The following is a 26,960-nucleotide window of genomic DNA, read 5'->3' as shown; positions in this document are numbered from 1 at the left end:
ATTATTTTTTTGGAGCTGTTTTCTTTTTTGAATCCGTTTTTTTCTCAGTTTTCTTTTCTTCAACTTTTTTATTGTCGTCGAATTCTAGAGTTTCTGGAAGAATCTCCATTGGTTTTTCGGCAGCTACAGCTTTCTTTTTGGCTTCGATTTGAATTTTATCGTCTAATGCAATTTCATCCGCAGGGAAAATATCATCTTTTGATAAGACGCGTTCATCACCACGCCATAGGAAACCTCTTAGTTTTCGAGCGTTTTCTGGAAAATCTTTCTCGGGATAAATGTGACTATCCGTTTTGGTGAAGAAAGTAATCGAATTGATTTTATTTTCTTCTAGTTCCAAATTGATTTTACTACAAACTGTTTTGTTGATTCCAATAAACTCATTGGCATCGTTGTACATGTAATAAATGACTTCGGCGTTTTTAACTACATCAACTTCTTTTAGTTTACTATCCACAAATTTTCCATACAAATTTTGTCCTTTTATCTGGTTGTATCCATTTTTACTGAGACTTTCTTTTTGAATGATAAATGCGTTATTGAGTACTTTTAGCGAATCTAATTTTTGTGTTTTGTTGTTTCCAATTAAATGCATGATGTCACCTGTCATTTGGTTTTCGTTGTTCCAAAGAATAGGTTTTCCAATCATTTTCGTCAACTGAGTTTTATTGTTGGAATGAAGCGAATCACATTTCCCACTCATATCACTTTTGTAAAAACGTACATTGTTAAAAGCACGAATTACACGATCTTCTTGAGGCCCCGAAACAATGATTTTTTTACCATGCATATACAAAGTATCTTTTTCTACCAATGTTTTTACTAAAGCTCTTTTGGTTAAAATCATCGAGTCTTTTTTGGTAGCCGCATTTCGGTATAATTCCGCGTAATGACCTGTAGCAATAACCTTATTGATGGTGTCGGTAATTTTTACATTGTTGATACCTCTTGAATAGTTTTTCTTTCGGTCATAATACAAATCATCGCCTTCAATTATTTTGTTATCTAGCGTGATTTTAGAATTTTTTGATAGTTTTCCAACATCATTCGTAGTGTCGTAAAATCCGTTTTCGGTATAAATTACGTTTTCTTTACTAGTAATGGTAGAAGGTCCAAAAACATATGCATGACCTGAATTTTCGTAATAATCTAAATTATTAGTTTTGATGGTGCTTTCCGGATTCGTAACGGTCACTGCAGTTGTAAATTTGTATTTCTTTTGGTCTACATAATAGCGTCCCGATTTACTTCTTAACGTATTTTCTTTGTTACGAATGGTACCGTAGGTGTTGTAAAACGCTTCTTGATTTTTCTTATCAAAATAAACAGTGTCGGTAGTCAATGTAGATTCTGGAGAACGTAAAACTACATCTCCTGTAGCAAAAGCAAACTCTTTGTCACCATTATATTCCGCATAACGGCTGTTCATTGTGATGGTATCGCCTTGATTCATTTGAACATTTCCAAATGCTTTTACGTAATTTTCATCTTTAAAATGATACGCTTTATTGCAAAACATTTTTACTCCATTGTGTATGATGCGAACATTTCCAGTAAACACAATAGCGCCTGGAATTTCGGTTTGATTCATATCTACGAAATCGGAGTTTTCAATGATAATTTTTTTCTTTTCCTGCGCCACCGAAAAGGTTACTGACAGCAATAAGAAGGCGATATAAAAAAATGTGTTTTTCAAGTCGAATTTATTTTGAGCCAAATTTAAGTAAAAACTCGAAAAGCCATTGATAATTAAGAATATTTTATCATTTAAGAGTATAAAAAAACGCTTTCAATTGAAAGCGTTTTTAGTGATTATTTCATTATCGTTTGTTTTCTGTCTGGTCCAACTGAAATTACTTTGATTGGCACTTCCACTTCTTTTTCAATGAATTCGATATATGTTTTTAATTCTTGAGGTAATTCATCATACGTTGTCATTCCTGTTAAATCAGCTTTCCAACCTTTCATTTCTGTAAAAATTGGCGTTACATTTTCTGGTTCAATGTTATATGGTAAGTGTTGAATTGCTTGTCCTTTGTAGTTATATCCTGTACAAACTTGTAACGTATCAAATCCAGAAAGAACGTCGCCTTTCATCATGTATAATTGTGTTACACCATTTACTTGAACCGCATATTTTAAAGCAACTAAATCTAACCAACCACAACGACGCGCACGTCCTGTAACTGATCCAAATTCGTTTCCTACTTTAGCCATTGTTTGTCCAGCCTCGTCAAAATCTTCTGTTGGGAAAGGTCCGCTACCTACACGAGTAGTGTACGCTTTGAAAATTCCGAATACGTCTTTTACTTTGTTAGGAGCAATTCCTAAACCTGTACAAGCACCGGCTGCAGTTGTATTTGAAGAAGTAACAAATGGATATGTTCCAAAATCAACATCTAGTAAAGAGCCTTGTGCTCCTTCTGCTAAGATTGATTTTCCTTCTTTTAAGGCTTTGTTTAAGTATTCTTCGCTATCAATGAAAGTTAGTTTTTTCAGCTCTTTTACAGCTAAGAAAAATTCTTCTTCCATTTCTTTTAAATCGTATTGTAAATCAACATCGTAGAATGCAATCATAGCTTCATGTTTGTCTGCTAAAACTCTATAACGTTGTTTGAAGTCTTCAAGTTCTAAATCACCTACACGAAGTCCGTTTCTACCCGTTTTGTCCATGTAAGTTGGTCCAATTCCTTTTAAAGTAGAACCAATTTTCGCTTTTCCTTTTGATGCTTCAGAAGCGGCATCTAATAAACGGTGTGTAGGTAAAATTAAGTGTGCTTTTCTAGAAATAAATAATTTAGCCGTTACATCCATATCGAATTTTGCTAAACCTTCAATTTCTTTTTGAAAAACTACTGGGTCGATTACAACACCATTTCCAATGATATTAATAGCGTTTTTGTGGAAAATTCCAGAAGGAATAGTTCTTAAAACGTGTTTGATTCCGTCGAATTCTAAAGTATGCCCAGCGTTTGGTCCACCTTGAAAACGAGCAATAATATCATATTTTGAAGTAAGAACGTCAACGATTTTTCCTTTTCCTTCATCTCCCCATTGTAATCCAAGTAGTAAATCTACAGTCATTTTAGTAGTTAGTTTTAAAAATTAATGTTTAGTTGTGTGTTTTATTGTTTTTTTGTTCCGTAGAAGTAAAGGGAATGGTTTGTAATATTAATTCCAAACATTTCTTCCATGGTTTGTTTAATTTGTTGAATTCTTGGGTCACAAAATTCAATAACTTCACCAGAATCAGTTAAAATAATGTGGTCGTGTTGTTTATCGAAATACGATTTTTCGTAATGTGCCTGATTTTGTCCAAATTGATGACGACGCACCAAACCGCATTCTAATAAAAGTTCGATTGTATTGTAAAGCGTGGCTCTACTCACACGATAGTTTTTATTTTTCATTTTGATGTACAAAGATTCGATATCAAAATGCTCGGTAGCATTGTAAATTTCCTGAAGAATTGCGTAACGTTCCGGTGTTTTTCGGTGTGCTTTTTCTTCTAAAAATTTAGTAAAAACATTCTTTACAATTTCTTGATTGTTGTTTTCCATCGTTTTGGTAACTGAAATATGGGCAAAGATAGTGTTATTTTTTGATATGACTAAACCGTAAAATCTAAATGAAAACTTTAGTTATTAACTTTTGTTAATTATTATAAACACGTGTCACTTTGTCAATTCCATCAACCTTTTTGATGTTTTCAATCAATTTTTTTAGAATGGTATTGTTTTGAACTACTACTGCCACTTGTCCGTAGAATATACCAGCGTCTGTATTTAACGAGATGCTTTGTATGTTTACGTGCATTTGGTTTGAAATTACTTTTGTTAGGTCATTTGTTAATCCTAAAATATCCATTCCTGTGATTTTCAAAATGGCTTTAAATTCTTCTTGTGAAGAATCAATCCATTTAGCAGGGATAATTCGGTAAGCGTAATTAGATTGCATGCTAATGGCATTCGGACAATCTTTTCTGTGCACTTTTATTCCTTCGTTAATTGTTACAAATCCAAATACTTCATCACCAGGAATCGGATGGCAACAGGTGGAAAGCTTATAATCTAATTTATCTTGCTCTGAACCAAATACCAATAAATCATATTTTTTACTGATTTCATTTTTATTGATTTGTTCCGGTTGGCTAGAAGGCGAACGCTTGATTGTTTTCTTAAAGAAATTAACCAATGTGTTACTTTTTTGAGCTGCGTATTCCTTTAATTGTTGGTTTTCTATAGCGCCAATTCCAGCACGATAGTATAAATCTAAACTAGTTTGTAATTTGAAGAAATTTACTAATTCGTTTGTGGTATTTTCGTTTAAGGTAATTTTTAAGTGGCGTAATTTACGAGTAAGAATTTCTTTTCCGTCTTCTGCAATCTTCTTAGTATTCTCGTTTAAAACGTTTTTAATTTTGTTTTTCGCTCTCGAAGTGGTTACATAATCCAACCATTGAGAAGTTGGTTTTTGATTAGCCGATGTAATAATTTCAACTTGATCACCACTATTTAAAACATGATTTAGCGGAACTAATTTTCCGTTTACTCTAGTTCCTCTAGTTTTTACACCAATTTCTGAGTGGATACTAAAAGCAAAATCTAAAGATGTTGCTCCTTTTGGTAACGATTTAATTTCACCTTTTGGAGTGAACACATAGATTTCTTTGGCATACAAATTCAGTTTAAAATCTTCTACAAAGTCAACCGCATTAGTGGAAGAATTTTCTAATGCTTCCTTTAATTGGTTTAGCCAAATTTCCAAACCGTGTTCTTCAGTAGCACCATTTTTATATTTGTAATGTGCAGCGTAGCCTTTTTCGGCAATTTCATCCATGCGTTCGCTTCGCACTTGAATTTCTACCCAACGGCCTTTTGGTCCCATTACGGTAATATGAAGTGCTTCATAACCAGACGATTTTGGGGAAGAAATCCAATCACGTAAACGACTTGGCGAAGGACGATAATGATCAGTAACTACAGAATATATTTTCCAAGCAATGAATTTTTCGTCATGTTGGTTGGCTTTGTAAATAATTCGAAGCGCAAATTTGTCGTAAACTTCATCAAAAGTAACGCCTTGAACTTTCATCTTTCTACGGATCGAATAAATCGATTTTGGGCGGCCTTTGATTGTGAATTCTATTCCTTCCTCAACCATTGATTTGCTCAATACATCCGAAATAGTTTTGATGTATTCATCTTGCTCTTCTTTGGTTTCTTTAATTTTACTTACAATATCGTTGTAAACTTCGGGTTCGGTATATTTTAAACCTAAATCTTCTAATTTGGTTTTGATGTTATATAATCCTAAACGATGGGCTAGTGGTGCATAAATATAAAGTGTTTCGGAAGCAATTTTGGCTTGCTTGTAATCCACCATACTTCCCATAGTTTGCATGTTATGCAATCGGTCAGCGATTTTAATTAAAATTACCCGAACGTCATCATTTAACGTTAATAGCATTTTACGGAAATTTTCTGCTTGAATAGAAATTTCCTGATCGGTTTTAACTTTGGCAATTTTGGTTAGACCTTCAACCAATTGAGCGATTTTAGGGTTGAACATTTTTTCAATGTCCTCAACTGTAATATCAGTATCTTCCACCACATCGTGCATTAAAGCTGCGGCAATAGAAGTGGCTCCCAAACCAATATCGCGCGCTACAATTTTAGCTACGGCAATTGGGTGAAAAATATAGGCTTCACCTGATTTTCTTCGTTGGTCTTTATGGGCATCAACAGCTACATCAAATGCTTTACGGATGATTTTTTTGTCTTCATCAGTAAGAGTTTGATAACTGATGCGAAGTAATTCTTTATATTCTTGCGCAATGGCTTTGTTTTCGGCTTCTAATTCTAACTCTGTCATACATTTTCTTTAACCAACTAAAAGTAAAGTATTTTTTCTAATTGTACAAGAGAGAAAATAGAGAAAAGAATAAAGAACAAAAATTTGAAGTTGAATTTTGAAATTGCTATTGAAATTGTCTTTGTCTTTTGGCTTCGAATAGCAAAATAGCGGCTGCCACCGAAACATTCATAGAATCTATTTCGCCTTGCATTGGAATGATAATGTTTTTAGTGCTTTCGGTTCTCCACTTTTCTGACAAACCTGTGGCTTCTGTTCCTACTACTAAAGCGGTAGGAGTGGTGTAGTTTTGTGTATGATATTCTGTTGAATCTTGTAAAGTTGCCGAATAAATATTAATGTTATTCGCTTTCAAATAAGCAATAACTTCTTCTGTAGTTCCAATAGCAATTTGTCGGGTAAACAAGCAACCTACGCTTGAGCGAACAATATTTGGATTATATAAATCGCTTTTTGGATTGGCAATAATAACTGCATCAATATTTGCGGCATCTGCTGTTCTTAGAATTGCACCGACATTTCCTGGTTTTTCTAAAGATTCCCCAACTAAAATTAATGGATTTTTAGAAAGTTTTAAATCAGATAACGCTAATGATTTTGTTTTGGCAATAGCTAAAATTCCTTCGGTAGTATCGCGATAAGCTAATTTTTGATAGACTTCTTTTGAGATTTCTATTACGTTTAACGGTTTAGTTGTTAAATCGTCTAGTTGTTTTTCCGAAATAATTTCGGGTAAAAATAGAATGGTTTCTAATTCATAACCGCCTTTTAGTGCCAATTCAATTTCGCGTTTTCCTTCAATTAAAAAAGTGCCCGTTTGTTTGCGAACTTTTGCCTTTTCTTGTAATTGAACTAACGATTTAATAAACGGATTTTGAACCGAGGTGATTTGTTTCATGAATAAAAATTATAGTGCAAAAGTACAAAAAAAGCCTCTCATTTACTGAAAGGCTTTTGGTCTTATTTTTTTTGTTGTTCAAATTTTCCTTTATAACGTTCGTATAATTCCGTGTGGTGACTTTCCAAACTGATTTGTCTTCCATCAATAAAAGCGAACGAGATAATATTAGTTTTCATATCTAAAGCATCACCTTCTGATATAAATAATGTAGCACTCTTACCAGTTTCTAAAGTTCCGTAAAGGTTATCTATACCGAGAATTTTAGCTGAATTTCCTGTGATTAATTGCAACGCTTGTTCTTTTGAAAGTCCCCAAGCTGCACAAGTTCCAGCGTAAAACGGAAGATTTCTGGTTTGCATACGTTCCATATCGCCTGCATTTTGTAAGCCAACTAAAACGCCTGCATCTACTAATAATTTAGCATTTTTATATGGTAAATTAACATCTTCATCTTCTAAAAGTGGCAAACTGTGAACGCGATTTAATAAAACAGAAACATTATTTTCTTTTAATAATGCACCTACTTTAAAAGCATAATAACCACCAACAATTGTCATGTTTTTGATGTTGTTTTTCTTTTTGAATAAAACGGCATCAATAATTTCTTTTTCACCATTTGCGTTTACAAACAAGGTTTTTTCACCCGATTGTAAACCTTTCATAGCTTCATATGGAATATCTTTTTTAGCATTTTTACTTCCTAAATAAGCAAAAGCATTGTCAAAATACTCTTGAATAGCTTTTACTTGTGGATCGTAGTTTTTGTTCATTTCGATTCCACCTGGTTCTGCCCACCAACCCGCTCTTGAATAGCTTCTTGGCCAGTTTAAGTGAATTCCGTCATCAGTTTTGATGGAAGCGTCTTCCCAGTTCCAAGCGTCTAATTGAACGATTGAAGATGTTCCAGGAATTCTTCCACCTCTTGGTGTAATTTGAGCTAATAAAACACCATTTGGGCGTGTAGTTTCCACTAATCTTGATTCTGCATTGTAGGCAATAACACTTCTCACATGAGGATTAAAATCACCTATTTCACTTTCGTCATCTGAAGCTCTCACGGCATCAATTTCTACTAAACCTAATGTTGAGTTTGGTGCAATGAATCCAGGATAAACGTGTTTTCCTGAAGCTTCAATCACGATATCGTGTTTAGCGGGTTTCATTACAGTGGCATCACCAATTGCAGCAATTTTTCCATCGATAATTGAAATTAAACTGTTTTCAATGACTTGTCCGTTTCCTAAATGCGCTTTGGCGCCTAAGATTAAAATCGATTTACTTTGTTTTGAAGCTGGCGTTTGTTGGGCAAACCCAAACAAAGAAATAAATAAAAGAACTATATATTTTTTCATGATTAGTTGTATTTGTAGTGAGACTCTTTGCAATATTCTCCTAAAGTATCACAGTGGTAATGACCGTTTTCTTTTTTCTTAGGCAATTGCGTTTTCATTCCTTTGTTTTTTGCGTCTAACATGAAGTTGATTAATTCAGCTCTTTCTTTTTGAATTTCACTCATCACTTCTTTCTCTTTTTCTAAATCATAGAAAATGATTCCATCTACTAATGTTTTTTCTGCTCTTGTGTAAATTGATAAAGGGCTATCAGACCAAAGTACTACATCGGCATCTTTACCCACTTTAATACTTCCTACTTTGTTATCTACTTGAAGAATTTTAGCTGGATTTAAGGTTACGAAATTCCAAGCTTCTTCTTCTGTTACGTTTCCGTATTTAACTGTTTTAGCTGCTTCTTGATTCAAACGTCTTGACATTTCAGCATCATCTGAATTAATAGAAACTTTTACACCTTCATTTTGCATAATAGCTGCATTGTATGGAATGGCATCATTTACTTCATATTTGTAAGCCCACCAATCTGCAAATGTAGATCCAGCAACACCATGAGCCGACATTTTATCTGCTAATTTATAACCTTCTAAAATGTGAGTGAATGTTTGAATTTTGAATCCATAACGTTCGGCTAATTTTATTAACATATTGATTTCCGATTGCACGTATGAGTGACAAGTGATGAAACGTTTCTTAGCTAAAATTTCGCCTAAAACTTCCATTTCTACATCAAATCTTGGCATTTTTTTATTCTTTCCAGATTTGTAGGCATCCCACTCATTTTTGTATTCGATAGCTCTTGTGAAATAATCTTCATAGACTTGTTCCACACCCATACGCGATTGAGGGAAACGGTTACGAGCAAAATCACCCCAATTCGATTGTTTTACGTTTTCTCCCAAAGCAAATTTGATGTATTTTGGAGCATCTTTTACTAACATTTCATCTGGAGAATAACCCCATTTTAATTTGATGAAAGCTGCACGACCACCAATAGGATTTGCCGAACCATGTAATAAGTTAGCCGAAGTAACTCCACCAGCTAAATTTCTGTAAATATTGATGTCTTCTGAATTTACAACATCTTCAATCGTAACTTCTGCTGATGAATTTTGACCACCTTCGTTAACTCCATTTGAAATAGCAATGTGCGAATGTTCGTCGATGATTCCAGCTGTTAAGTGTTTGCCTGTTCCGTCAACTACTTTTGCACCAGTTGAAGGTAAGTTTTTGCCAATTTTCGCAATTTTTCCGTTTTGGATTAAAACATCGGTTTCTTTAAGATTTCCTTCTTTTTCACCTGTCCAAACGGTTACATTTTTGAATAGAATCGTTTCTTGTTTTGGTTTTTCGTCGTTTCCAAAAGAAATATTTGGATACGTTACAGCATACATAGACGGTACTTTTGGTTCGTCTTTTTTATCGTCTTTCTTTTTATCTTCTTTAACTTCAGTTGCTCTTTTAGTTGCCGTCCAAGAAGTTTCGTTTCCATTTTCTAAAACGGCTTTTCCTTGCATCATGTCTTTTACGAAAGTTCCTGAAAGTCTAACGAAATTCGCTTTTGTAGTATCTTGATTTTTGATAACCAAATTCACCCACGGATCATTGAACTGAATTTTTGTTCCAAAGTTGATACTATCTTTAACTGCTTTTGCTTCGAATTTTGAAGTTTCACCTTCGATTTTTAATTCGAATTTATGGTTGTCAAAAACTAAATCGTAAGTACCTCTGATATCAGTTGGATTGATTTTATCGATGATGTTTCGATTTCCTTGTACCCAGTTTTCTAAGATATTGCTTTTGTCTTCAAAGATATCTCCAGAAACGATAATAAAGTTCGCTAATTTTCCTTTAGAAATAGAACCTACTTTGTCAAATTGATTTACCAATTTTGCAGGAGTTTCTGTTAAAGCTAATAATGCTTTGTCTTTTGGTAAACCATATAAAACGGCCTTCCTTAAATTTGATAAGAACGATTTTGTTTCTTTTAAATCAGATGTAGTAAGTACAAATGAAATATTGTTCTCAGCTAAAATTTTCAAGTTGAAAGGTGCTTGATTCCAAAATTTCATATCGCTCAAACTTACCTGTTGTGCTAAATACGGGTCAGAAACATCGTAAGCATCTGGGAAATTTAAAGGAATGATAAAAGTAGCTCCTGATTTTTTGATTTCGTCAATGCGCTCAAATTCGTTTCCACCACCTTTGATTAGGTATTTTACTCCGAATTCATCTCCTAATTTATCAGCTCTTAAATCATTTAATTTATCTCCTGCGTTAAAAATTTGAAGTAATGACTTATTTGCATTGAAGGCTTCTAAAGATAAATCTTTGTTAGTTGCATTTCCTTGAGTATACCATTTAGCATCATGAAAAACCTGACGAATTAAAGCCATACTTCCCATCATAGAAGAAGGGTAACTTTGCTTGGTAAATTTACTTCTGTTGAAAGTGAAATGTTGGGATACTTTATCTTTTAACATTCTATCAGCGTTTGTGCCGAAATCGTTTAATGTCCAAAGCAAACCTGTTCCTGCAATTACACCATCGTTGTGGTGACTTAAGACTGTTCCAAAACCAGCTTCTCTTAAACCTCCAGCTGCTTTTTGATCGTAGCTTAGGTTTTCATACGCATTGTATTCTGGTTTGATGTGGTCATTCCAATAATAACCTTCACGGTTGCTTTCGTATTGAGGTGTGAAATTCCCATTCGGTCTTGGAGTTGGTTTGCTAATTCCAAATTCACTGTATAATTCTATGAAAGAAGGATAAATAGTTTTTCCAGTAGCATCAACAATGGTAGCGCCTTTTGGAATGGTAACATTGGCTCCAACTTCAATAATTTTGTTTTCTTTGATTAACAGCGTGGCTTTTTCAATTTTTTGCGTTGCTGATACATAAATAGTGGCGTTTGTAATAGCAACATAGTTTTTGAAGCTTTGTTTTACGCCATCATTTTTTGGAAAATATTCTTGTGCTTGACTAGTTAAAGCCATAAAGAATACTAACAATAACGATAAGTATCTCATGTTTTTTTTGGTTTAGTAAAGGCTAAAGATAAAAATTATCTTTGTTATTTAAACTTAGAAAAATTATTTTGACATTTTTTAACGTTTGTTCTTGTTAATTACGAAATAGGTGATTGTTGTAAAACTCATAAAAATTGATGTTTTTATTAACCAATCTGCTATTAACCAACCATAAGATTGATGATACATTGTCCATGAACTTGGCAAGTAATCACGATGAAATGAACTTGTGATAATTACAAATTTTTCGAAGTTAAAAAGAAATATGAAACCAATAATAAACCTTAAAAAGGAGTTTTTTTTAATAAAATTTAAGAAGAACAGCAAACAAGAAGTTATATAGGATAATTGTTGTGCATATACAGAGAATCCATAAGGACCATTCAATCTATTAATTATATATTTACTGTTTTCAGAATCATGGTTTATAAAAATATATAACCAATCAAAAGACCAGTTGACTAAATAAATGAGTCCACAAAAAAATATTGTTAGTGTTGCAGCTTGATCAATTTCTTTAAATTTAACTTTATCCTGTAAAGCTTTAATTTTTCTCAAGACAAGAAAGAATAAATTATAAATTCCGAATCCAAAAAAGCAATATTGCATTAATACGTAAAGATTCATTTTTATATTTTAAAGAATTCCTCGGGCTTTAATTTCTAGATATTTATTAATGGTATCTAAAGTTAAGTTTTCTGGTTGGGTTAAAACAGAGTAGATTCCATATTTTCTTAATTCATTTACAATTAATCTTTTCTCGAATGCGAATTTTTCAGCAATAACTTTGTCATAAATTTCTTGAACGTTATCAGCTTTTTTATGTATTAGTTCATTTAACTCTGTGTTGTTAAAAAAAACGACAACCAATAAATGATTTTTTGCAATACCTTTAAGATAAGGTAGTTGTCGGTGCAATCCGTCGAGTGTTTCGAAATTAGTATATAAAATTATTAAACTTCTTTGATTGATATGCTTTTTTACGTCAACATATAAACGACTAAAATCGCTTTCAAAAAAATCGGTTTTTATGTTATATAAATTTTCCATGATTTGTTGCATTTGACTTTGTCTTTTTTCTGCAACGACACGATTTTCAACTTTTTTGGAGAAAGCAAACATTCCTGCTTTATCTTGTTTTTTTATAATTACATTTGATAAAACTAATGTTGCATTGATGGCATAATCTAAAAGACTCAAATCATTGAAAGGCATTTTCATAACTCTTCCTTTATCAATTACCATATACACATTTTGTGATTTTTCATCTTGGTATTGATTTACCATTAATTGATTTTTTTTCGCTGTTGCTTTCCAATTAATGGTTCTTAAATCATCTCCTTGAACATATTCTTTAATTTGTTCAAATTCCATAGTATGTCCAATTCTTCTAATTTTCTTTAATCCATATTGGAATAAATTATTAGAGAATGCCATTAAATCGTATTTTCTTAATTGCATATACGATGGATAAGTAGGAACCATTTGATTGTTGTCGTAAGTAAATCTTCTACTTACTAATCGAAGGGGAGATGTAACGTAGATATTAAGATTTCCAAAAAAATATTCACCGCGTTCCGTTGGTCTTAAAATGTAGCGATAATCATCTTTTGTTTGAGCTTTTATTTTTCTTATGACTTCAAAATTTCGTTGCTGAAATTGAAACGGAATTTCATCTATTATTTTTAAACGAACAGGGAAAGTAAACTGATTGTTTAATGCAATATAAATTTCATTTTCATCACCATTAGACAGTTTTTCAGACATGTTTCGGATACCTATTACCTTTTTTTTAGTACCAAAAAGTAATAAGATATCAATTAATACGAATACTATTAAAACATATAAAACATACCAAACAGCATGATATAATGAGGGAAAAAAATATGCTATTGTGAATAGCAAAATGATTCCCATCAGGCAATAAAAAAGAAAATTATTAAGATAAAGCTGTTTGAAAATTCTGCGCATTGTTTAAAAATGGATCTAAATTAATTATCTTGGAATTTCTACTGAATCAACAATTTGTTTTATGATTTCGTTACTTGTAATCCCTTCCATTTCGCGTTCTGGAGTTACTACAACTCTGTGTTGTAAAACAGGAATTGCTGCATCTTTAATATCATCTGGGGTAACAAAATCTCTTCCACGTAAAGCTGCAAAACCTTTAGCAGCATTTAAAATGGCTATAGATGCTCTAGGTGAAGCACCTAAATACAAAAATGCATTTTCACGTGTGTTTAAAACTATTTTCGCAATATATTCGATTAAGTTTTGTTCGATTAGTATTTGTTTTACCAGTTCTTGAAATTCGATAATATGACTTTGTGAAATAATGGTTGCAATCGCACTCATTTTATCACGACTTTGTAACTCATTTTCTTTTTGAATGATATGAATTTCCTCTGCCAAATTTGGATAATCGATATTGATTTTAAACAAGAAACGGTCTAATTGAGCTTCAGGTAATCGATATGTTCCTTCTTGTTCAATTGGATTTTGTGTAGCAATTACTAAAAAAGGTCGCTCTAAAATATAAGTTGTACCATCGGCAGTAATTTGGCGTTCTTCCATAACTTCAAAAAGCGCTGCTTGAGTTTTAGCAGGAGCACGATTGATTTCGTCAATAAGCACAAAATTTGAGAAAATTGGTCCTTTTTTAAATTCAAAAGTAGACTTTGATAAATCAAATACAGAAGTTCCAATAATATCGGAAGGCATTAAATCTGGAGTAAACTGAATTCGGCTAAAATCTAATGATAATGTTTTTGCTAAAAGTTTGGCACTAATAGTTTTTGCTACTCCAGGAACTCCTTCAAGTAGAACATGTCCATTAGATAAAACAGCTACCAATAGTTGATCAATCATTTTGTTTTGCCCCACAATTACTTTAGCAATTTCGGCTTTTACTTTTTGGACATTGTCTTGAAGCGGTTGTAAGTTTAAACGAGACTCAAAGTTTAAATTTTCGTTTTCTTGGTTATTGATTTCAAAATTATTTTCCATTATAAATTCAGTTTTTCTAAAAGTTCGTTAAACGTTATTAATTCTTTTTCTGTTGTATTGGATTGATTTCTGAGTTTTTTTATGAAGAGTACAACATCTTCAATGTTTTTTTTGCTCTTTCCTGTTTTTTGATTCAGTCTGTTTATAAATGTATCATCCAAATTATAGGTGTCTATGTAATATTCATTTCTAATTTTTTCTAGGAAGAATATAATCTTTTTCTCTACAATATTTTGATGATTTCTTTCTTGGTAATATAAATTTCCAATAGTTTTTGTAAAATCTACGGTGGTATTTTTTAATTTTTCTTTGATAGGTATAATCCGTTGTCTTCTTTTTGCATTAAAAACTATAAAAATCATAAAAGTAATCCAAGCTAAAAACCAAGCCCATTTTAATGCAGGTTGGCTTAATAAATAACGCATAGGTGAATTTGATAATTCTTCATTATCATATTGTTTTACTTTCCAATAAATTGGATGCTGTGATGGAATATAACCTAAAATATCTTCAGTGTATTTGATGTTTTTGTTTAAAATGTAATAATTTGTAAAGGCAACAGGTTGCAAGTGCAGGTAAAAATTTCCGTTTTTGTATGGAACTCTAATAAAATTTGCAAATTTTTCACCTTTAGAATTAATTTGAGTACCTAAAACTTCTGTTTTACTGCTATCAATTTTAGAGAAATAGGTGTTGTTGATTCCTTTGTTAAAATGGAAGTTATCAAGTTTAGCATTTCTTTCTAACTTGAACTTTAGCGAATCGGAGAAGTCGTTATTGTATGCTATTTCAAAACCAAGAGAATCTGCAAATTTCTCAGAAAAATTAGTGTTACTAAAAAAAACGGTATTACCATGACTAGCGAAATAAAAAAGCTCATTTTCAGAATAATCATCTATACTAGTTTCGTGTTCTATTAATAAAATGGTTCCTCTTATGTTGTATGTTGATTTTTCAATATTGTAATTTTTATCAAAATACTCATAAGGAGACTCGTTGAATTTCTTTACTTTTTGAGGACTGAATAAAGTTTTATGTTCTTGATTGAAAACATAAAGACCAAAAGGTTTTTTCTCGTTTAGAGAATAACTTTCACTCCAATCAATTGGTTTTTCTTTTGTTGCATCAGCCCAAATAATGCCAATTAAAATCAGCACTAAAAGAAATATGTATATTTTTAGACTCTTTGGCATATTATTTTTTAGTGATTAATTTTAAAAATGCTATTTCTGTTTTTTCAAAGTCAGTTTCTGTTAAATCAAATTCACCATACCAACTATATTCGTAAACGTATGATAAAAATTGAAACTCATTTTTTAATTCAATAGTTTTGATTTCATTTAAGTAATCTCCATTGGTTTTTTCAATATCCCATTCTATAATGCTTTTGTCAGAAAACGTTTTTAGCAACCATAAATAATAATATCGTGTTGCTAATCGATAATTTTTTTCGTTTTTAACTTTTGTTATTAAGGTATTAAAATCAAGTGCATGAATATTTTCTTCTGATGTTTCTGAAACTGTAATTTTATTTGAAGACTTGCTAAATATCCAGCCTCCTTCTTTGTTAATAATGGTTTTAACAATTAGATAAACAACGAATAGGATAATTAAAATAGCAATAACCTTCATAGTAATTTCTAAGCCACTTAAACTATTTGGACCATTGCCAAAATCGAATAAGTTACTTAAAAAACGACCTACTTCATTCCAAAATCTATCCCATGCATTTGTGTCAACTTTTACGGGTTTTTCAATATAGTTAAAGTCAGAATCGGAATATTTTTCTTTTAAATTATCAAATTTTCTAGATTGATAAGCAACAGAATCAATTTGGATTTGTGAAATAGTCACATCCAATCCAAGGAAAAATATAAAGTAAAAAAATACGAATTTAAGCTTCATCTGTTCCTATTAAATCGATGTTGTTTTTGATGCTAACGTTTTCTGTTTCTTCTTTACAACTGTAAAAAATGACGCCTTGGTTAATTAAAACGATATTTTGTAGTGTATAATTAAATATGATTGAAATTATAACAATAACAAGAAGTAAAATCATAACAAAAGAAATAGCATTGTCAGGATTTTGTTGCAATGATTCTGGATTTGAAAAAATAGTTATGAGTCCTATAAAGTAAGGAATTAATGTAAAAATTCCAAGTGTTATTTGAACAATCATTTGTATAATAAATGTAGAACCAATGATAGGCCAATATTTACTTTTTAGCATTTGAACTGCTTTTTTTATTGCTTCAAAATAACCTATTTCTTCTGTTATATAGTGAAAATAAGTTAAGGCAATAAAACTTGTTAATGTTGGTAGCAATAAAAAAATCAGTGGAATTCCTATCAAAATAAAAATTGATAAAAAGGTTAGAGCTACAACTATTGCCAACAAAGGCAATAATATGATTAATGATAAAAAATAAAACGCTATGATTCTGCCTAATTTACTTTTAAAGTATTTAAATAAATTTTCGAAGTTTCTTTCCTTTTTTTCTTCAATTAGTTTTAAATAACCAACAGGAAATGAATAGTTGATAATTGATATTAGCATTATTAGAAAAATCATGGCAATTCCAAAACCAATGAATAGTCCAATATTACCATATATTTCATTAGCCAAACTGTTTTGATTTCCATTTCGAAGTCCTTCAAAAGTACCTTTGATGAATATGTTTGAGAATAAATAAATCACAACAACCAGAAGCAATAGTAACCCTCCGTTAATAATGAAGTAGTTTTTAAAATAATTTTTTCCTTCCAACTTAAAAAAGTTAAAAGTATCACCTATAAGAGCACTAAACTCTCTTTTTTTATAAAGTTGAAACATATTTTTTTGCTTTTTTATGAACTATGAAAGGATAAATTAAATAATAAAAACTGATGAATGATAACGTTACTAATATAATTCCAACACTAAGGTATGTTGGCATTTCCATAGAATATCTTGTTACATATCCTTCTAAAAAACCAGCAGCAAATGTAAAAGGCATTGTACTTAAAAATATTTTGAAACTATTTTGAAAACCAATTTTAAAAGAATTTAATCGTGAAAAGGTTTTTGGAAATAAAATACTTGCACCTAAAATAAAACCTGCTCCAGCTTCAATTACCATAGCGAAAATCTCCATTGAACCATGAATCCAAATTCCTCTAACACTTTCCCAAAAAACGCCCCTGTGGTAAAAAAAATACTGAAACGAACCTAGCATTATGCAGTTATTAAGTAAAACATAGAAAGTCCCAATACCAATGAAAATTCCAAAAAAATAGGAGAGAGCTCCTACTTTTAAATTATTTAAAGTAATTGCTATGAAACCACCCCAGTTGCTGCCTGTTTTATATACGGCAACTGGATTTCCATCTTCAATATTTTCTAAAGTCATATTTACATATTGATCTCCTAAAATTAATCTAACGAATGAATCGTCGTTTTTAGCAGAAATTACTCCAATTGCTGTTAAAGTAAAAAAAATCAAAAATGCATAAAGGACATATCTTCTATATTCATAAACCAAAAGAGGAACTTCTGTTAAAAAGAAATGTTTGATTCTATTAGTTTCGGTTCTCTTGGTCTTATAAATTTTTTGATACGTTTGTGCCGCTAAATGATTCAGATATACAACTGTTTTACTTTTAGGGTAATACGTTTGTGCATATGATAAATCATTTACTAAATGTATGTACAGATTTGCTAAATCATCTGGATTTTTTTTAGCTTTACCAAAAATTGCTTGCTCAAATTCAAGCCATTTTTCTTTATTTTGCTTTATGAATGCTATTTCTCTCATGAAATGCTAAATTATAAAATATGACACAATTATCAATAAATACTACACAAAATGTAAATATAAATTTTACAGCAGCTTCTGTAGGCGACCGAATTTTCGCACAACTGCTTGATTTTCTTGTCATGATAGCGTATGCAATAGTTGTAGGTTTTATTTTAGATTTATCTGGTTTGTCAGCTGCAATAGAAGGCTTAGATAATTGGTCTGTAATGGCTATTTACTTGTTAATCTATTCACCAATAATGTTTTATACTATCGTACAAGAAAGTTTATGGGAAGGACAAACAATTGGAAAAAGAATAATGAAGACGAAAGTAATTAAGTTAGATGGTTACCAGGCTAGCTTTGGAGATTATTTAGTGCGATGGTTATTTAGATTAGTAGAAATATTTATAGGTAATGGTGTCATAGCCTTAATAGCTGTTATTGCTAGCAAAAAAAATCAACGTTTAGGCGATATGGCTGCTGGTACAGCAGTTATTACTTTGAAAAATAAAATTAACATAAATCATACTATTATTCAAGATGTTCATGCCGATTATGTTCCAACATATCCATTAGTCATTAAACTTTCTGATAATGATGTCAGAATTATTAAAGAAACATTTGAAATAGCTATTGTGTCAAGAGATTTTCAGACTATTGTAAAATTGAGAGAAAAAGTAATCGCAGTGACTGGTATAAAAAATCAATCAGGTAATGATCAAGATTTTATTAGAACTTTATTGAAAGATTATAATTATTACACACAAAATATGTAAATGAACTATCTATTTATATATAAATAACCTGTTAAAGGTTCTTTATAATTAGGATCATTTAAATAAAGGATATAATAATAAGTTCCAGCAGGCGCTAAAGTACTTCCAACACCTTCTTCCACGTAGCCATCCCAATCCGCTTTGTTGTTGTTTCCTGTCCATAAATGTTTGCCCCAACGATTGTAAATTAGTAATTCAAAATTTACAAAAATATCACGAAGACCATCTATGAAAAAAGAGTCGTTTGAACCATCTCCATTGGGAGAAACGGCATTATAAACGATAGGTGGACAGTTTTCTGTTAATAATAAAAAAGAAGTAATTGAAAAACACCCATTATCAATTCTAACAAAAATTTCTTTTGGAGTTGTAATAGCTTCGTAATTTGAAATAGCAGTAATTGGATTTAAGTTTTGAAATGCATCATTGTAGGTTTCGTGAAAACTAACAATATGTAATGGATTTGTTTTAACTAATAATGCATATTCTGAAAAATCAAAAATACCTCTTGTTAATCCTAAATTACAAGTTATTAATGGTGATAAAGTATTGAAAGTTGGAGAAACCGTTAGTTCAATATCAATTTCAAAAGTATTATTGTTTTCAACTAATTCTGTTACGATTCCACTTCCATTTCCAGAATCATCTACAACTGCTAAAAGAGTGAAATTAGCAGGTATCGTATTTGGAATTGTTAACGTTATATTTCCGTTTTCACTTCCTCCAATAGGAATTATATTTTGAGTATAAGTTGTTCCAATGGCTTCGGTTCCAACATAAAATGTTATAGGTGTATTCGTTTGTAAAATTTCAGTACTGTTAACATTCGATACTGTAAAATCAAGATTTACTTCCCTAGAATCACATGCTGTAGTGGGATTATTAAGAACTATTGTTGCATCGGGTAATTGACTATTTAATTTGGTAATAACCGTATTTATCATGATAAAATCCTGAAAAGAGGTAAGAGTAATTGAAGCATCTGTATCTCCAATAGAAATATAACTATCAATATCATAAATATCCAAATCCATGTTATACAATTGGTTGGAACCTGTAACAGAATTGGTACTATTAAATACATTATTTACCGGATTAAATGGATTACTAATAACAGTTCCATTAACGGTAAAAGTTTCAGTTGGTAACTGCGAATCGCCTTCCCAAGCTATAAAACCTGCTTTCGCATTAGCATTGTTTAGTACATATAAATTAGTTAAATCTATTTGTAACGCATCTGGAACTCCCTGCAAGCCGTCGTAAATATTTAGTTGATTAAGAGGTAAACTTGGGTTTTCATAAACGATTAAAATTGCCCATCCTGCGAAATTAGTTTTTCTAGAAAAATGCAAAGCTTCAAAAGCTGAAATATCTAAGTTAGATAGTGTGTAAGTGCCATTTCCAGTGGTTTGTACCAATGTTGTAATATCTTTAAAAGCACTAAAATAAGTAAATGTGTTAGGGTCAAAAAAGCGAGAATGCGAAAATGTTCTGTCTGGAGTAATTATTGTTCCATTTAAATCGACTTCAAAATCACCATCTCCACTTCCGGCCCAATACAGATAAGCTCTTACAACTGTATCACTAGGACCTAAGTTAAGGGTTGCAGAAGATGAAGTATTGGTAACATAGAAAGGTGTAGGATTATTTTCAGCAGTATTCATAGTATTTCCCACAAAAGTAAAATCATAACGACCATTGACTTGGGTGTATAATGAAATGTCTTGCCCAAAAGCAGAAAAGTTAGTCAGTAGGAATATAAAAACAAATAGAGAAAATATTTTTTTAATCATTTGAGAGCCATTAATTTGGTTCCAATTTACTATATTTTTTTTAAAAATCAGCATATTGAATTCAGATGACGTAAAAAATTAGTAATTTTCCGAATTATTTTAAGGTATTTATGGAATATAAGATTCAAAAATATTCAAGTGAACATTATGAGTTGTGGAACAAATTTGTAGCCCAAGCAAAAAATGCTACTTTTTTGTTTCATCGTGATTTTATGGAATATCATCAAGATAGATTTCAAGATTTTTCACTTCTTATTTTCGATGAAAAGAATATTCTTAAAGCCATTTTACCAGCAAATAGAGTAGGAGATGTTTTGCATTCACATCAAGGATTGACTTATGGTGGTTTGGTTTTGAATCAAAAATCAAAATTGCAAGATGTAATTGAAATGCTGTATTTTTTGTTGAAGTATTTGAATGAAAATTCAATTACGTCACTTTATTTAAAACAATTGCCAGCTATTTATCACGAATCGCCTTCAGACGAAATGGAATATTTGAGTTTTATTTTAAATGCCAAATTAATTAGAAGAGATAGCTTGTCTGTGATTAATTTAGAAACCGATTTCGAATTTAGCAGTAGTAGGGCAGAAGGAATAAAAAGAGGTGCTGATTTTGGTTTAGAATTCAAAGAAGAACACGATTTTACTACTTTTTGGAATGAAATATTACTTCCTAATTTAGAACAAAAATACAATACAAAACCAGTTCATTCACTTGAAGAAATGACGTATTTGAAATCGAAATTTCCAAATAATATTAGACAGTTCAACGTTTATAAAGAAGGAAAAATCATTGCAGGGACAACAGTTTTTGAAAGTGATTTTGTGTCACATTCACAGTATATTTCGGCAGATGAATCAAAAAACACAACTGGAAGTTTAGACTTTTTACACAACAGATTAATAACTTATACGTTTCGTAATAAAAAATATTTTGATTTCGGAATTTCCAATGAAAATCAAGGACAAAATATTAATCAAGGATTATTGTTTTGGAAAGAAGGTTTTGGAGCAAGAACAATCGTTCAAAATTTTTATGAAATTGAAACCAAAAATTACAGACTTTTAGAAAACGTTTTGATATGATACATTTCCTAAATTTAAAAAAACTAAATCAACCTTTTGAAACTGCTTTTGAGAAAAAAATGAAGCAATTTCTAGAAGGTGGTTGGTATATTTTAGGTAATGAGGTAAAACAATTTGAAACCGATTTTGCTACTTATTGCAGAACAAAACATTGCACAGGAGTTGGTAACGGATTAGATGCTTTAGTACTAATTTTTAAAGCCTATGTCCATTTAGGAAAATTAAATAAAGGAGATGAAGTTATAGTTCCAGCTAATACTTATATTGCAAGTATTCTAGCCGTTTTACAAGCTGATTTAGTTCCTGTTTTAGTCGAACCTCGTTTGGAAACTTTCAATATCAATCCTGAAGAAATTGAAGCTAAAATTACTTCAAAAACCAAAGCCATTTTACCCGTTCATTTGTATGGTCAATTAGCTGAAATGAAAGCTATTAATGAAATCGCACAAAAACATAATCTCTTAGTAATAGAAGATGCAGCTCAAGCACATGGAAGTCAGTTTTCAGAAAATGAAAAAGCTGGTAATTTAAGTCATGCTGCTGGTTTTAGTTTTTATCCAGGTAAAAATTTAGGTGCTTTAGGTGATGCCGGAGCGATTACAACTAATGATGACGCATTAGCAGAAGTTTTGTTTTCGATGCGAAATTACGGTTCGAAAGTAAAATATGAAAACGAAATTATTGGCGTTAATTCAAGATTAGACGAATTACAAGCTGCTTTTTTAAATATTAAATTGAAGCAGTTAGATTCTGAAAACGAATTTAGAAGAAGTATGGCAAAACGCTATCTTTCGGAAATTAAAAACGATAAAATTATAATGCCAAGTTGGGATTTATCTCAAAATCACGTGTTTCATTTATTTGTCATCCGAACTTCAAATCGAACGGATTTGCAAAATTATTTGAATGAAAACGGAATTGAAACCATGATTCATTATCCAATTCCACCTCACAAACAAAAAGCTATGGAGTGCTGGAATCTTTTAGAATTTCCAATCACTGAAAAAATTCACAACGAAGTGTTGAGTATTCCATTAAATTCAGGTTTAAAGGCATCCGAAATTCAGCACATTATCACAACTTTAAACAACTATTAAATGGGGATTTTACATCAATTGAAACAGTTTGCTTTTGTAAAGCTTCGCATTTTAAAATATAAAAGCTTGTCTTCGTGTAAGCAAGTTTCGGGTCAGCCCAAATTATATCATCCTTTGATTTTAAATGGAAAAGGGAAAATTTCTTTTGGTGAAAATGTCCAAATAGGTGTAATAAATTCACCTAATTATTATTCGCATTACTCTTATTTTGAAGCAAGAAACTCGGAAAGTGAAATTAGAATTGGAAATAATGTTGCTATAAATAATCATTGTACAATTGAAGCATTATATGAAATTACAATTCAGGATAATGTTTTGATAGGAGTTAATTGTTCCATTTTGGATAATGACGGACATTCTTTAGAAATTGATAATCGAATTTCTGGAACACCAAAATCAGCTGAAATTGTAATTGAAAAAAATGTGTTTATAGGCGATAACGTTACCATTTTAAAAGGAGTTACTATTGGAGAAAATTCAGTTATCGGAAATGGCTCTGTTGTAACTAAAAGTGTACCATCAAATTTTATAGCGGCTGGAAATCCTGTCCAAATCATAAAAGAAATTAAATAAGTGTCATTTTTTAACCGACATATTTTATTAAAAGTATTGTCGCTTAATGCGATTGCTGTTTTTGTACAATTTGTTTTGGGTTTAATTTCAGTTAACATTGTATCGGTTTATTTAGGTCCAAACGGAATGGCTTTGATGGGGAATTTGAGAAACTTTACTAGTATTTTTAAATCCATTAGTATTGTTGGTCTAAAAGAAGGTTTTATCAAAATATTTATTGAAAACAAGGAGACAGAGCAGCGAAAAAAAATATTTTCCACGTTTCTTGCTTTTTTTGGAATTGTAACGATTGTTAGTTCTTTGGTAATCATAATTTTTGCTTCCAATTGGAGCGAGTTGTTATTTCAGACTGATGTTTATACTGACTATTTGATTTTATTTGGATTACTATTACCTTTTTTTACTTTACAATCGTTCTTGGCCGCTTTATTAAATGCCCAACAATTTTTCAAGAAATTAATTGGTTTACAATTGGTGAGTTCGATAGTGATTTTTGCTTTAACAACTTATTTAACCATAAGAAATCAATTAGATGGAGCTGTTTTAACTTTAGTCATTTCGGATGTTGTATTGCTAATTTGTACGTTGTTCTTTTTACATAAAAACGAAGCTTTTCAATATTTTAATACTTTAAAAAATATCGATTTTACGTACTTAAAAAGCATTCAGAAATTTTTATTAATGGCTTTGGTAAGCGCAATTGTTATTCCATTAACTTCCTTGTTAATTCGAAATTTAATCATTTCAGATATTTCATTAGATGCAGCTGGAAATTGGGAAGCCGTAAACCGAATTTCAGGATTTTACATGATGTTTTTCAGTGCCGGATTGTCTATGTATTATCTTCCAAAACTTTCCGAATTAAAAACAGATATAGAATTTAAAAAGGAATTACTTTATTATTTTAAAACGTTAGTTCCGTTATTTGTTATTGTTTTATTTGTGGTTTTTGTAGCTAAAAATTGGATATTGGATATTGTATTGGCTTCCAAATTTCAAATGGTAAAATCGTTATTGATTTGGCAATTATTAGGAGATTTATTTAAGATTATGACTTTAGCTTTTGGTTATCAAATTTTGGTAAAAGCTATGGTTAATAAATACTTAATTGTCGAAATTGTATTTAATGTTTTGTTTTACATGGGAGTTTTGTTTTTATTGAAGTACTTCTCGGTGGAAGGTGCGGTTATGGCTTATTTTTATGCCAATGTGATTACTTTTCTAGTGGTTTTATATTTTTTTAGAAAATTAATTTATGTCAAAAAATCTTAAACTATTGATCGCAATTGAAGTTTTATTTCGATTGATTTTATTCTTTGTATTTTATTCAACAGTAACTATTTATCCTGATTCTGAAGGGTATCTCAATTTAGCTAAAAGACTTTCAAATTTCGACTTAACTGATTATGACGGATTACGTTCTCCAGGTTATCCAATGTTGATTTCGTTTGTGAATTCAAATTTATATGCCGTCATTTTTATCCAATTTGGATTAGGTATTGTTACTTCAATTTTTCAATACAAAACGTTTATTCATTTGAATTTTTCGAAACGAAATGGTTTAATTATTACCCTTTTTATTAGTAGTTTTTTAAATGTTTTCTTTTTTGAAACCTGTGTTTTAGTTGAAACTTTCGTGCTTTTTTTAATGAGTGCCTTTGTTTATCTACTTTCCAAAACACCTTTTCAATATCAAAAATTAAAACTAGATTTTCTGATGAGTTTTATATTAGGATATTTAGTCTTAATCAAATCGTTTTACATTTTTATTCCTTTTTTATTGCTTGTTTGGTTGGTGTTCAATCAACTAAATTTGAAATGTCTAATTCGCAAAGGATTTGTGATTTTAATTTTTCCAACGATTGCCTTTTTGAGTTGGTCGTATGTAAATAAAATCAATATTGGACAATTCTCATCTTCCGGAATTTCAGGATTATATTTAGCTCAAAATTGTGTTTACTTTGCCGAAGATGCTCCAAAAGAGTTCGATTGGATTTCAAAACCTTATGTAGCTTACCGTGAAAAATCTATTCAAGAAAATAGAGATGTAGCAATGACCATTTGGTACGCATATGAAGATGGTGCTTATGATAAGTACAATTTAAGTTTGCCTGAATTTTCGGCTGAATTAGGAAAATTTGCAAAAGCCACCATTAAAGAAAATCCAATTGCGTATTTAAAACAAGTCATAACTAAATCTTGGTTTGATTTTTGGAAACCTACTATCAATTGGAATTACGAAGGATTCAATTTTAAATACGCTAGTAAGTTGTTGTTTGGTGTTTGGTATTTACAATCGATCCTCATCGTATTAATTAAAGTTGGATTTATATTTGTTTTCGGATTTCAATTAATACAATTCCTAAAAAACAGAAAGTTAGTTTTCGAGTTTTTATTGTCTTCAATTGTATTTTCGGCCTCTGTTTTACAAGCTTTGGCAACTTATGGAACTAATAATCGTTTTAGTTTTCCTTTCGAATTTATAATGATTATTACAGTTCTTATTTTTTTAAAAGCTAATGTTAAGCTTCCCAACAAACTAAATACTTGGCTGCAATAATCTTGTAATCATGCTCTTTTTCAATGAAGTTGCGTGCGTTTTTTGAGATTTCTTTGATTTTCTCTGGATGCTCAATTAAAAAAGAAAGTTTAGCTGTAATTTCATTTTCATTTGGTAATGAATTAATACAAACTTCATCTTCTTGCAATTTATACTGATTTAAAAATTCGATTTCGGCACCAGTAAAAACCACTTTTCCTTTTGCCATTGCTTCTAAAGCATTATAACCTTGGTCGTATGCAAATACTTGGTCTAAAATAATATGCGCTTTATTGTAAGCCACTATATACTCATTGTATGGCATATTTTCAGTTCTGATAATTTCAATTTTATCAGCATATTGTTCTCGAATAATTTCTAATGCTTTTTCAAAATAACTTATCCCTTTTTTAATTGAACTTAATCGGTTAATGCCAAGAAAAATTACAATCTTATCTGCATTTTCTATAGGTTGAAAAGCAATTGTATCTACATTTATTGGATTAGGAATAAAAGTAGTTGGTAACCCCATTTTTTGCATCGGAATTTCGTAATCTAAATCCGATGTAATTAACTTTTGGCAGTTGTCTTTCAGCCATTCAAACGTTTTTCTATAATTTTCTATTCTATATTTTAAAGGAAACTTAAATTGTTTTTTCAATGAATTGTCTTCAAAATAGGGAGTTAAAACAGAATATTTTAATTCTTTTTTAAACCAATAATCAACAATTGGTGTTTCATCACCACAAATTAACAAACTTCTATTCTTAATTTTTTTGAATAACTTTTTATACAAAAAACGAGATAAAACAGGATACGTTTCTAAAGCATCTGAATTAATCAATTGTACATGATGATATCCGTTTAACTTTGGTAATAATAAATAAAAACGAATCGCTTTTTCAATTTTTTCAAAATCTAAGCCAATAACTTTTCGAATGCTTTTAAATAGAAAATTTGCAATTTTATTATCGTTGCAAATTTTGGCATATATCGAATAATCAACAGGGAATTGCTTAAATTTATCACCACACCCTATAATTGTTACTTTATGACCAAGCAATACTAATCCTTCTTTCAAAGAATTATGTAGTCTGCTGTATTCACCAACTAAGAGTATTTTCATGTAACGATTGTAAATTCTAATTCCTTATAT

At 30.8% G+C, this 26,960-nt stretch carries 22 protein-coding genes; 6 read left to right on the top strand and 16 right to left on the bottom strand.

The annotated features are described in order from the left end of the window. Position 1: 1 nt before the first annotated feature. The 14 genes from OJ995_RS05350 to OJ995_RS05285 all read right to left on the bottom strand — a co-directional run bounded on the left by OJ995_RS05350 (position 2) and on the right by OJ995_RS05285 (position 17,953). Positions 2–1,696, bottom strand: a complete 1,695-nt coding sequence (locus tag OJ995_RS05350; protein ID WP_264368495.1) for an OstA-like protein — start codon at positions 1,694–1,696, stop codon at positions 2–4. A 116-nt stretch (positions 1,697–1,812) separates the two neighbouring features. After that, positions 1,813–3,084: an adenylosuccinate synthase gene (locus OJ995_RS05345; RefSeq protein ID WP_264368494.1), complete on the bottom strand. Its 1,272-nt coding sequence runs from the start codon at positions 3,082–3,084 to the stop codon at positions 1,813–1,815. A gap of 41 nt (positions 3,085–3,125) precedes the next feature. Further along, complete coding sequence (locus tag OJ995_RS05340) at positions 3,126–3,560, bottom strand: Fur family transcriptional regulator (RefSeq protein ID WP_264368493.1); 435 nt, start codon at positions 3,558–3,560, stop codon at positions 3,126–3,128. Positions 3,561–3,654: 94 nt separating this feature from the next. Beyond that, a complete protein-coding gene (locus OJ995_RS05335; RefSeq protein WP_264368492.1) occupies positions 3,655–5,874 on the bottom strand; it encodes a RelA/SpoT family protein in 2,220 nt (739 codons plus the stop codon). A gap of 106 nt (positions 5,875–5,980) precedes the next feature. Continuing rightward, a complete protein-coding gene (locus tag OJ995_RS05330) occupies positions 5,981–6,772 on the bottom strand; it encodes a TrmH family RNA methyltransferase (protein ID WP_264368491.1) in 792 nt (263 codons plus the stop codon). A gap of 62 nt (positions 6,773–6,834) precedes the next feature. Beyond that, on the bottom strand, positions 6,835–8,127 hold the full coding sequence (locus tag OJ995_RS05325; protein WP_264368490.1) for an amidohydrolase family protein: 1,293 nt from the start codon (positions 8,125–8,127) through the stop codon (positions 6,835–6,837). 2 nt (positions 8,128–8,129) lie between these two features. Further along, positions 8,130–11,153 (bottom strand): amidohydrolase family protein, encoded by a 3,024-nt coding sequence (locus tag OJ995_RS05320; RefSeq protein ID WP_264368489.1) that lies wholly within the window; start codon positions 11,151–11,153, stop codon positions 8,130–8,132. Positions 11,154–11,231: 78 nt separating this feature from the next. Next, positions 11,232–11,780 carry a hypothetical protein gene (locus tag OJ995_RS05315; protein ID WP_264368488.1) on the bottom strand — a complete coding sequence of 183 codons (549 nt, stop codon included), beginning with the start codon at positions 11,778–11,780 and terminating at the stop codon, positions 11,232–11,234. Between the two features lie 9 nt (positions 11,781–11,789). Further along, the gene (locus OJ995_RS05310) at positions 11,790–13,124 is read right to left on the bottom strand and encodes a DUF58 domain-containing protein (protein WP_264368487.1); all 1,335 of its coding nucleotides are present in this window, start codon (positions 13,122–13,124) and stop codon (positions 11,790–11,792) included. A 24-nt stretch (positions 13,125–13,148) separates the two neighbouring features. After that, positions 13,149–14,159, bottom strand: a complete 1,011-nt coding sequence (locus OJ995_RS05305) for an AAA family ATPase (protein ID WP_264368486.1) — start codon at positions 14,157–14,159, stop codon at positions 13,149–13,151. Then, positions 14,159–15,352 carry a DUF4350 family protein gene (locus OJ995_RS05300; protein WP_264368485.1) on the bottom strand — a complete coding sequence of 398 codons (1,194 nt, stop codon included), beginning with the start codon at positions 15,350–15,352 and terminating at the stop codon, positions 14,159–14,161. Before OJ995_RS05300 ends, OJ995_RS05305 begins: the two co-directional genes overlap by 1 nt. A 1-nt stretch (position 15,353) precedes the next feature. Further along, positions 15,354–16,064, bottom strand: coding sequence for a DUF4129 domain-containing protein (locus OJ995_RS05295; RefSeq protein ID WP_264368484.1), 711 nt, complete (start codon positions 16,062–16,064; stop codon positions 15,354–15,356). Continuing rightward, positions 16,054–16,992 (bottom strand): hypothetical protein, encoded by a 939-nt coding sequence (locus OJ995_RS05290; RefSeq protein WP_264368483.1) that lies wholly within the window; start codon positions 16,990–16,992, stop codon positions 16,054–16,056. Before OJ995_RS05290 ends, OJ995_RS05295 begins: the two co-directional genes overlap by 11 nt. Continuing rightward, positions 16,976–17,953: a stage II sporulation protein M gene (locus OJ995_RS05285; protein WP_264368482.1), complete on the bottom strand. Its 978-nt coding sequence runs from the start codon at positions 17,951–17,953 to the stop codon at positions 16,976–16,978. Before OJ995_RS05285 ends, OJ995_RS05290 begins: the two co-directional genes overlap by 17 nt. 20 nt (positions 17,954–17,973) lie before the next feature. Here OJ995_RS05285 and OJ995_RS05280 point away from each other — a divergent pair, with 20 nt between their 5' ends. Continuing rightward, positions 17,974–18,714 (top strand): RDD family protein, encoded by a 741-nt coding sequence (locus OJ995_RS05280; protein ID WP_264368481.1) that lies wholly within the window; start codon positions 17,974–17,976, stop codon positions 18,712–18,714. 5 nt (positions 18,715–18,719) lie between these two features. Here the strand turns inward: OJ995_RS05280 and OJ995_RS05275 are convergent, their stop codons facing one another. After that, positions 18,720–20,507 (bottom strand): T9SS type B sorting domain-containing protein, encoded by a 1,788-nt coding sequence (locus OJ995_RS05275; RefSeq protein WP_264368480.1) that lies wholly within the window; start codon positions 20,505–20,507, stop codon positions 18,720–18,722. Between the two features lie 110 nt (positions 20,508–20,617). Here OJ995_RS05275 and OJ995_RS05270 point away from each other — a divergent pair, with 110 nt between their 5' ends. The 5 genes from OJ995_RS05270 to OJ995_RS05250 are packed head-to-tail and all read left to right on the top strand — an operon-like array spanning position 20,618 to position 25,825. Continuing rightward, a complete protein-coding gene (locus OJ995_RS05270; protein WP_264368479.1) occupies positions 20,618–21,595 on the top strand; it encodes a GNAT family N-acetyltransferase in 978 nt (325 codons plus the stop codon). Beyond that, the gene (locus tag OJ995_RS05265; protein ID WP_264368478.1) at positions 21,592–22,692 is read left to right on the top strand and encodes a DegT/DnrJ/EryC1/StrS family aminotransferase; all 1,101 of its coding nucleotides are present in this window, start codon (positions 21,592–21,594) and stop codon (positions 22,690–22,692) included. Before OJ995_RS05270 ends, OJ995_RS05265 begins: the two co-directional genes overlap by 4 nt. Next, the gene (locus OJ995_RS05260; RefSeq protein ID WP_264368477.1) at positions 22,693–23,265 is read left to right on the top strand and encodes an acyltransferase; all 573 of its coding nucleotides are present in this window, start codon (positions 22,693–22,695) and stop codon (positions 23,263–23,265) included. Then, positions 23,266–24,537: an O-antigen translocase gene (locus tag OJ995_RS05255; RefSeq protein ID WP_264368476.1), complete on the top strand. Its 1,272-nt coding sequence runs from the start codon at positions 23,266–23,268 to the stop codon at positions 24,535–24,537. Then, positions 24,521–25,825 carry a hypothetical protein gene (locus tag OJ995_RS05250; protein WP_264368475.1) on the top strand — a complete coding sequence of 435 codons (1,305 nt, stop codon included), beginning with the start codon at positions 24,521–24,523 and terminating at the stop codon, positions 25,823–25,825. The genes OJ995_RS05255 and OJ995_RS05250 overlap by 17 nt, the downstream gene beginning before the upstream one ends. On the opposite strand, the gene OJ995_RS05245 is transcribed toward OJ995_RS05250, so the two are convergent. Then, on the bottom strand, positions 25,788–26,930 hold the full coding sequence (locus OJ995_RS05245) for a glycosyltransferase family protein (protein ID WP_264368474.1): 1,143 nt from the start codon (positions 26,928–26,930) through the stop codon (positions 25,788–25,790). The genes OJ995_RS05250 and OJ995_RS05245 overlap by 38 nt on opposite strands. Positions 26,931–26,960: the final 30 nt, after the last annotated feature.

This window comes from Flavobacterium lacisediminis (assembly GCF_025909975.1).
Lineage (GTDB): Bacteria > Bacteroidota > Bacteroidia > Flavobacteriales > Flavobacteriaceae > Flavobacterium > Flavobacterium lacisediminis.
This window is presented reverse-complemented; position numbering and strand designations above follow the sequence as displayed.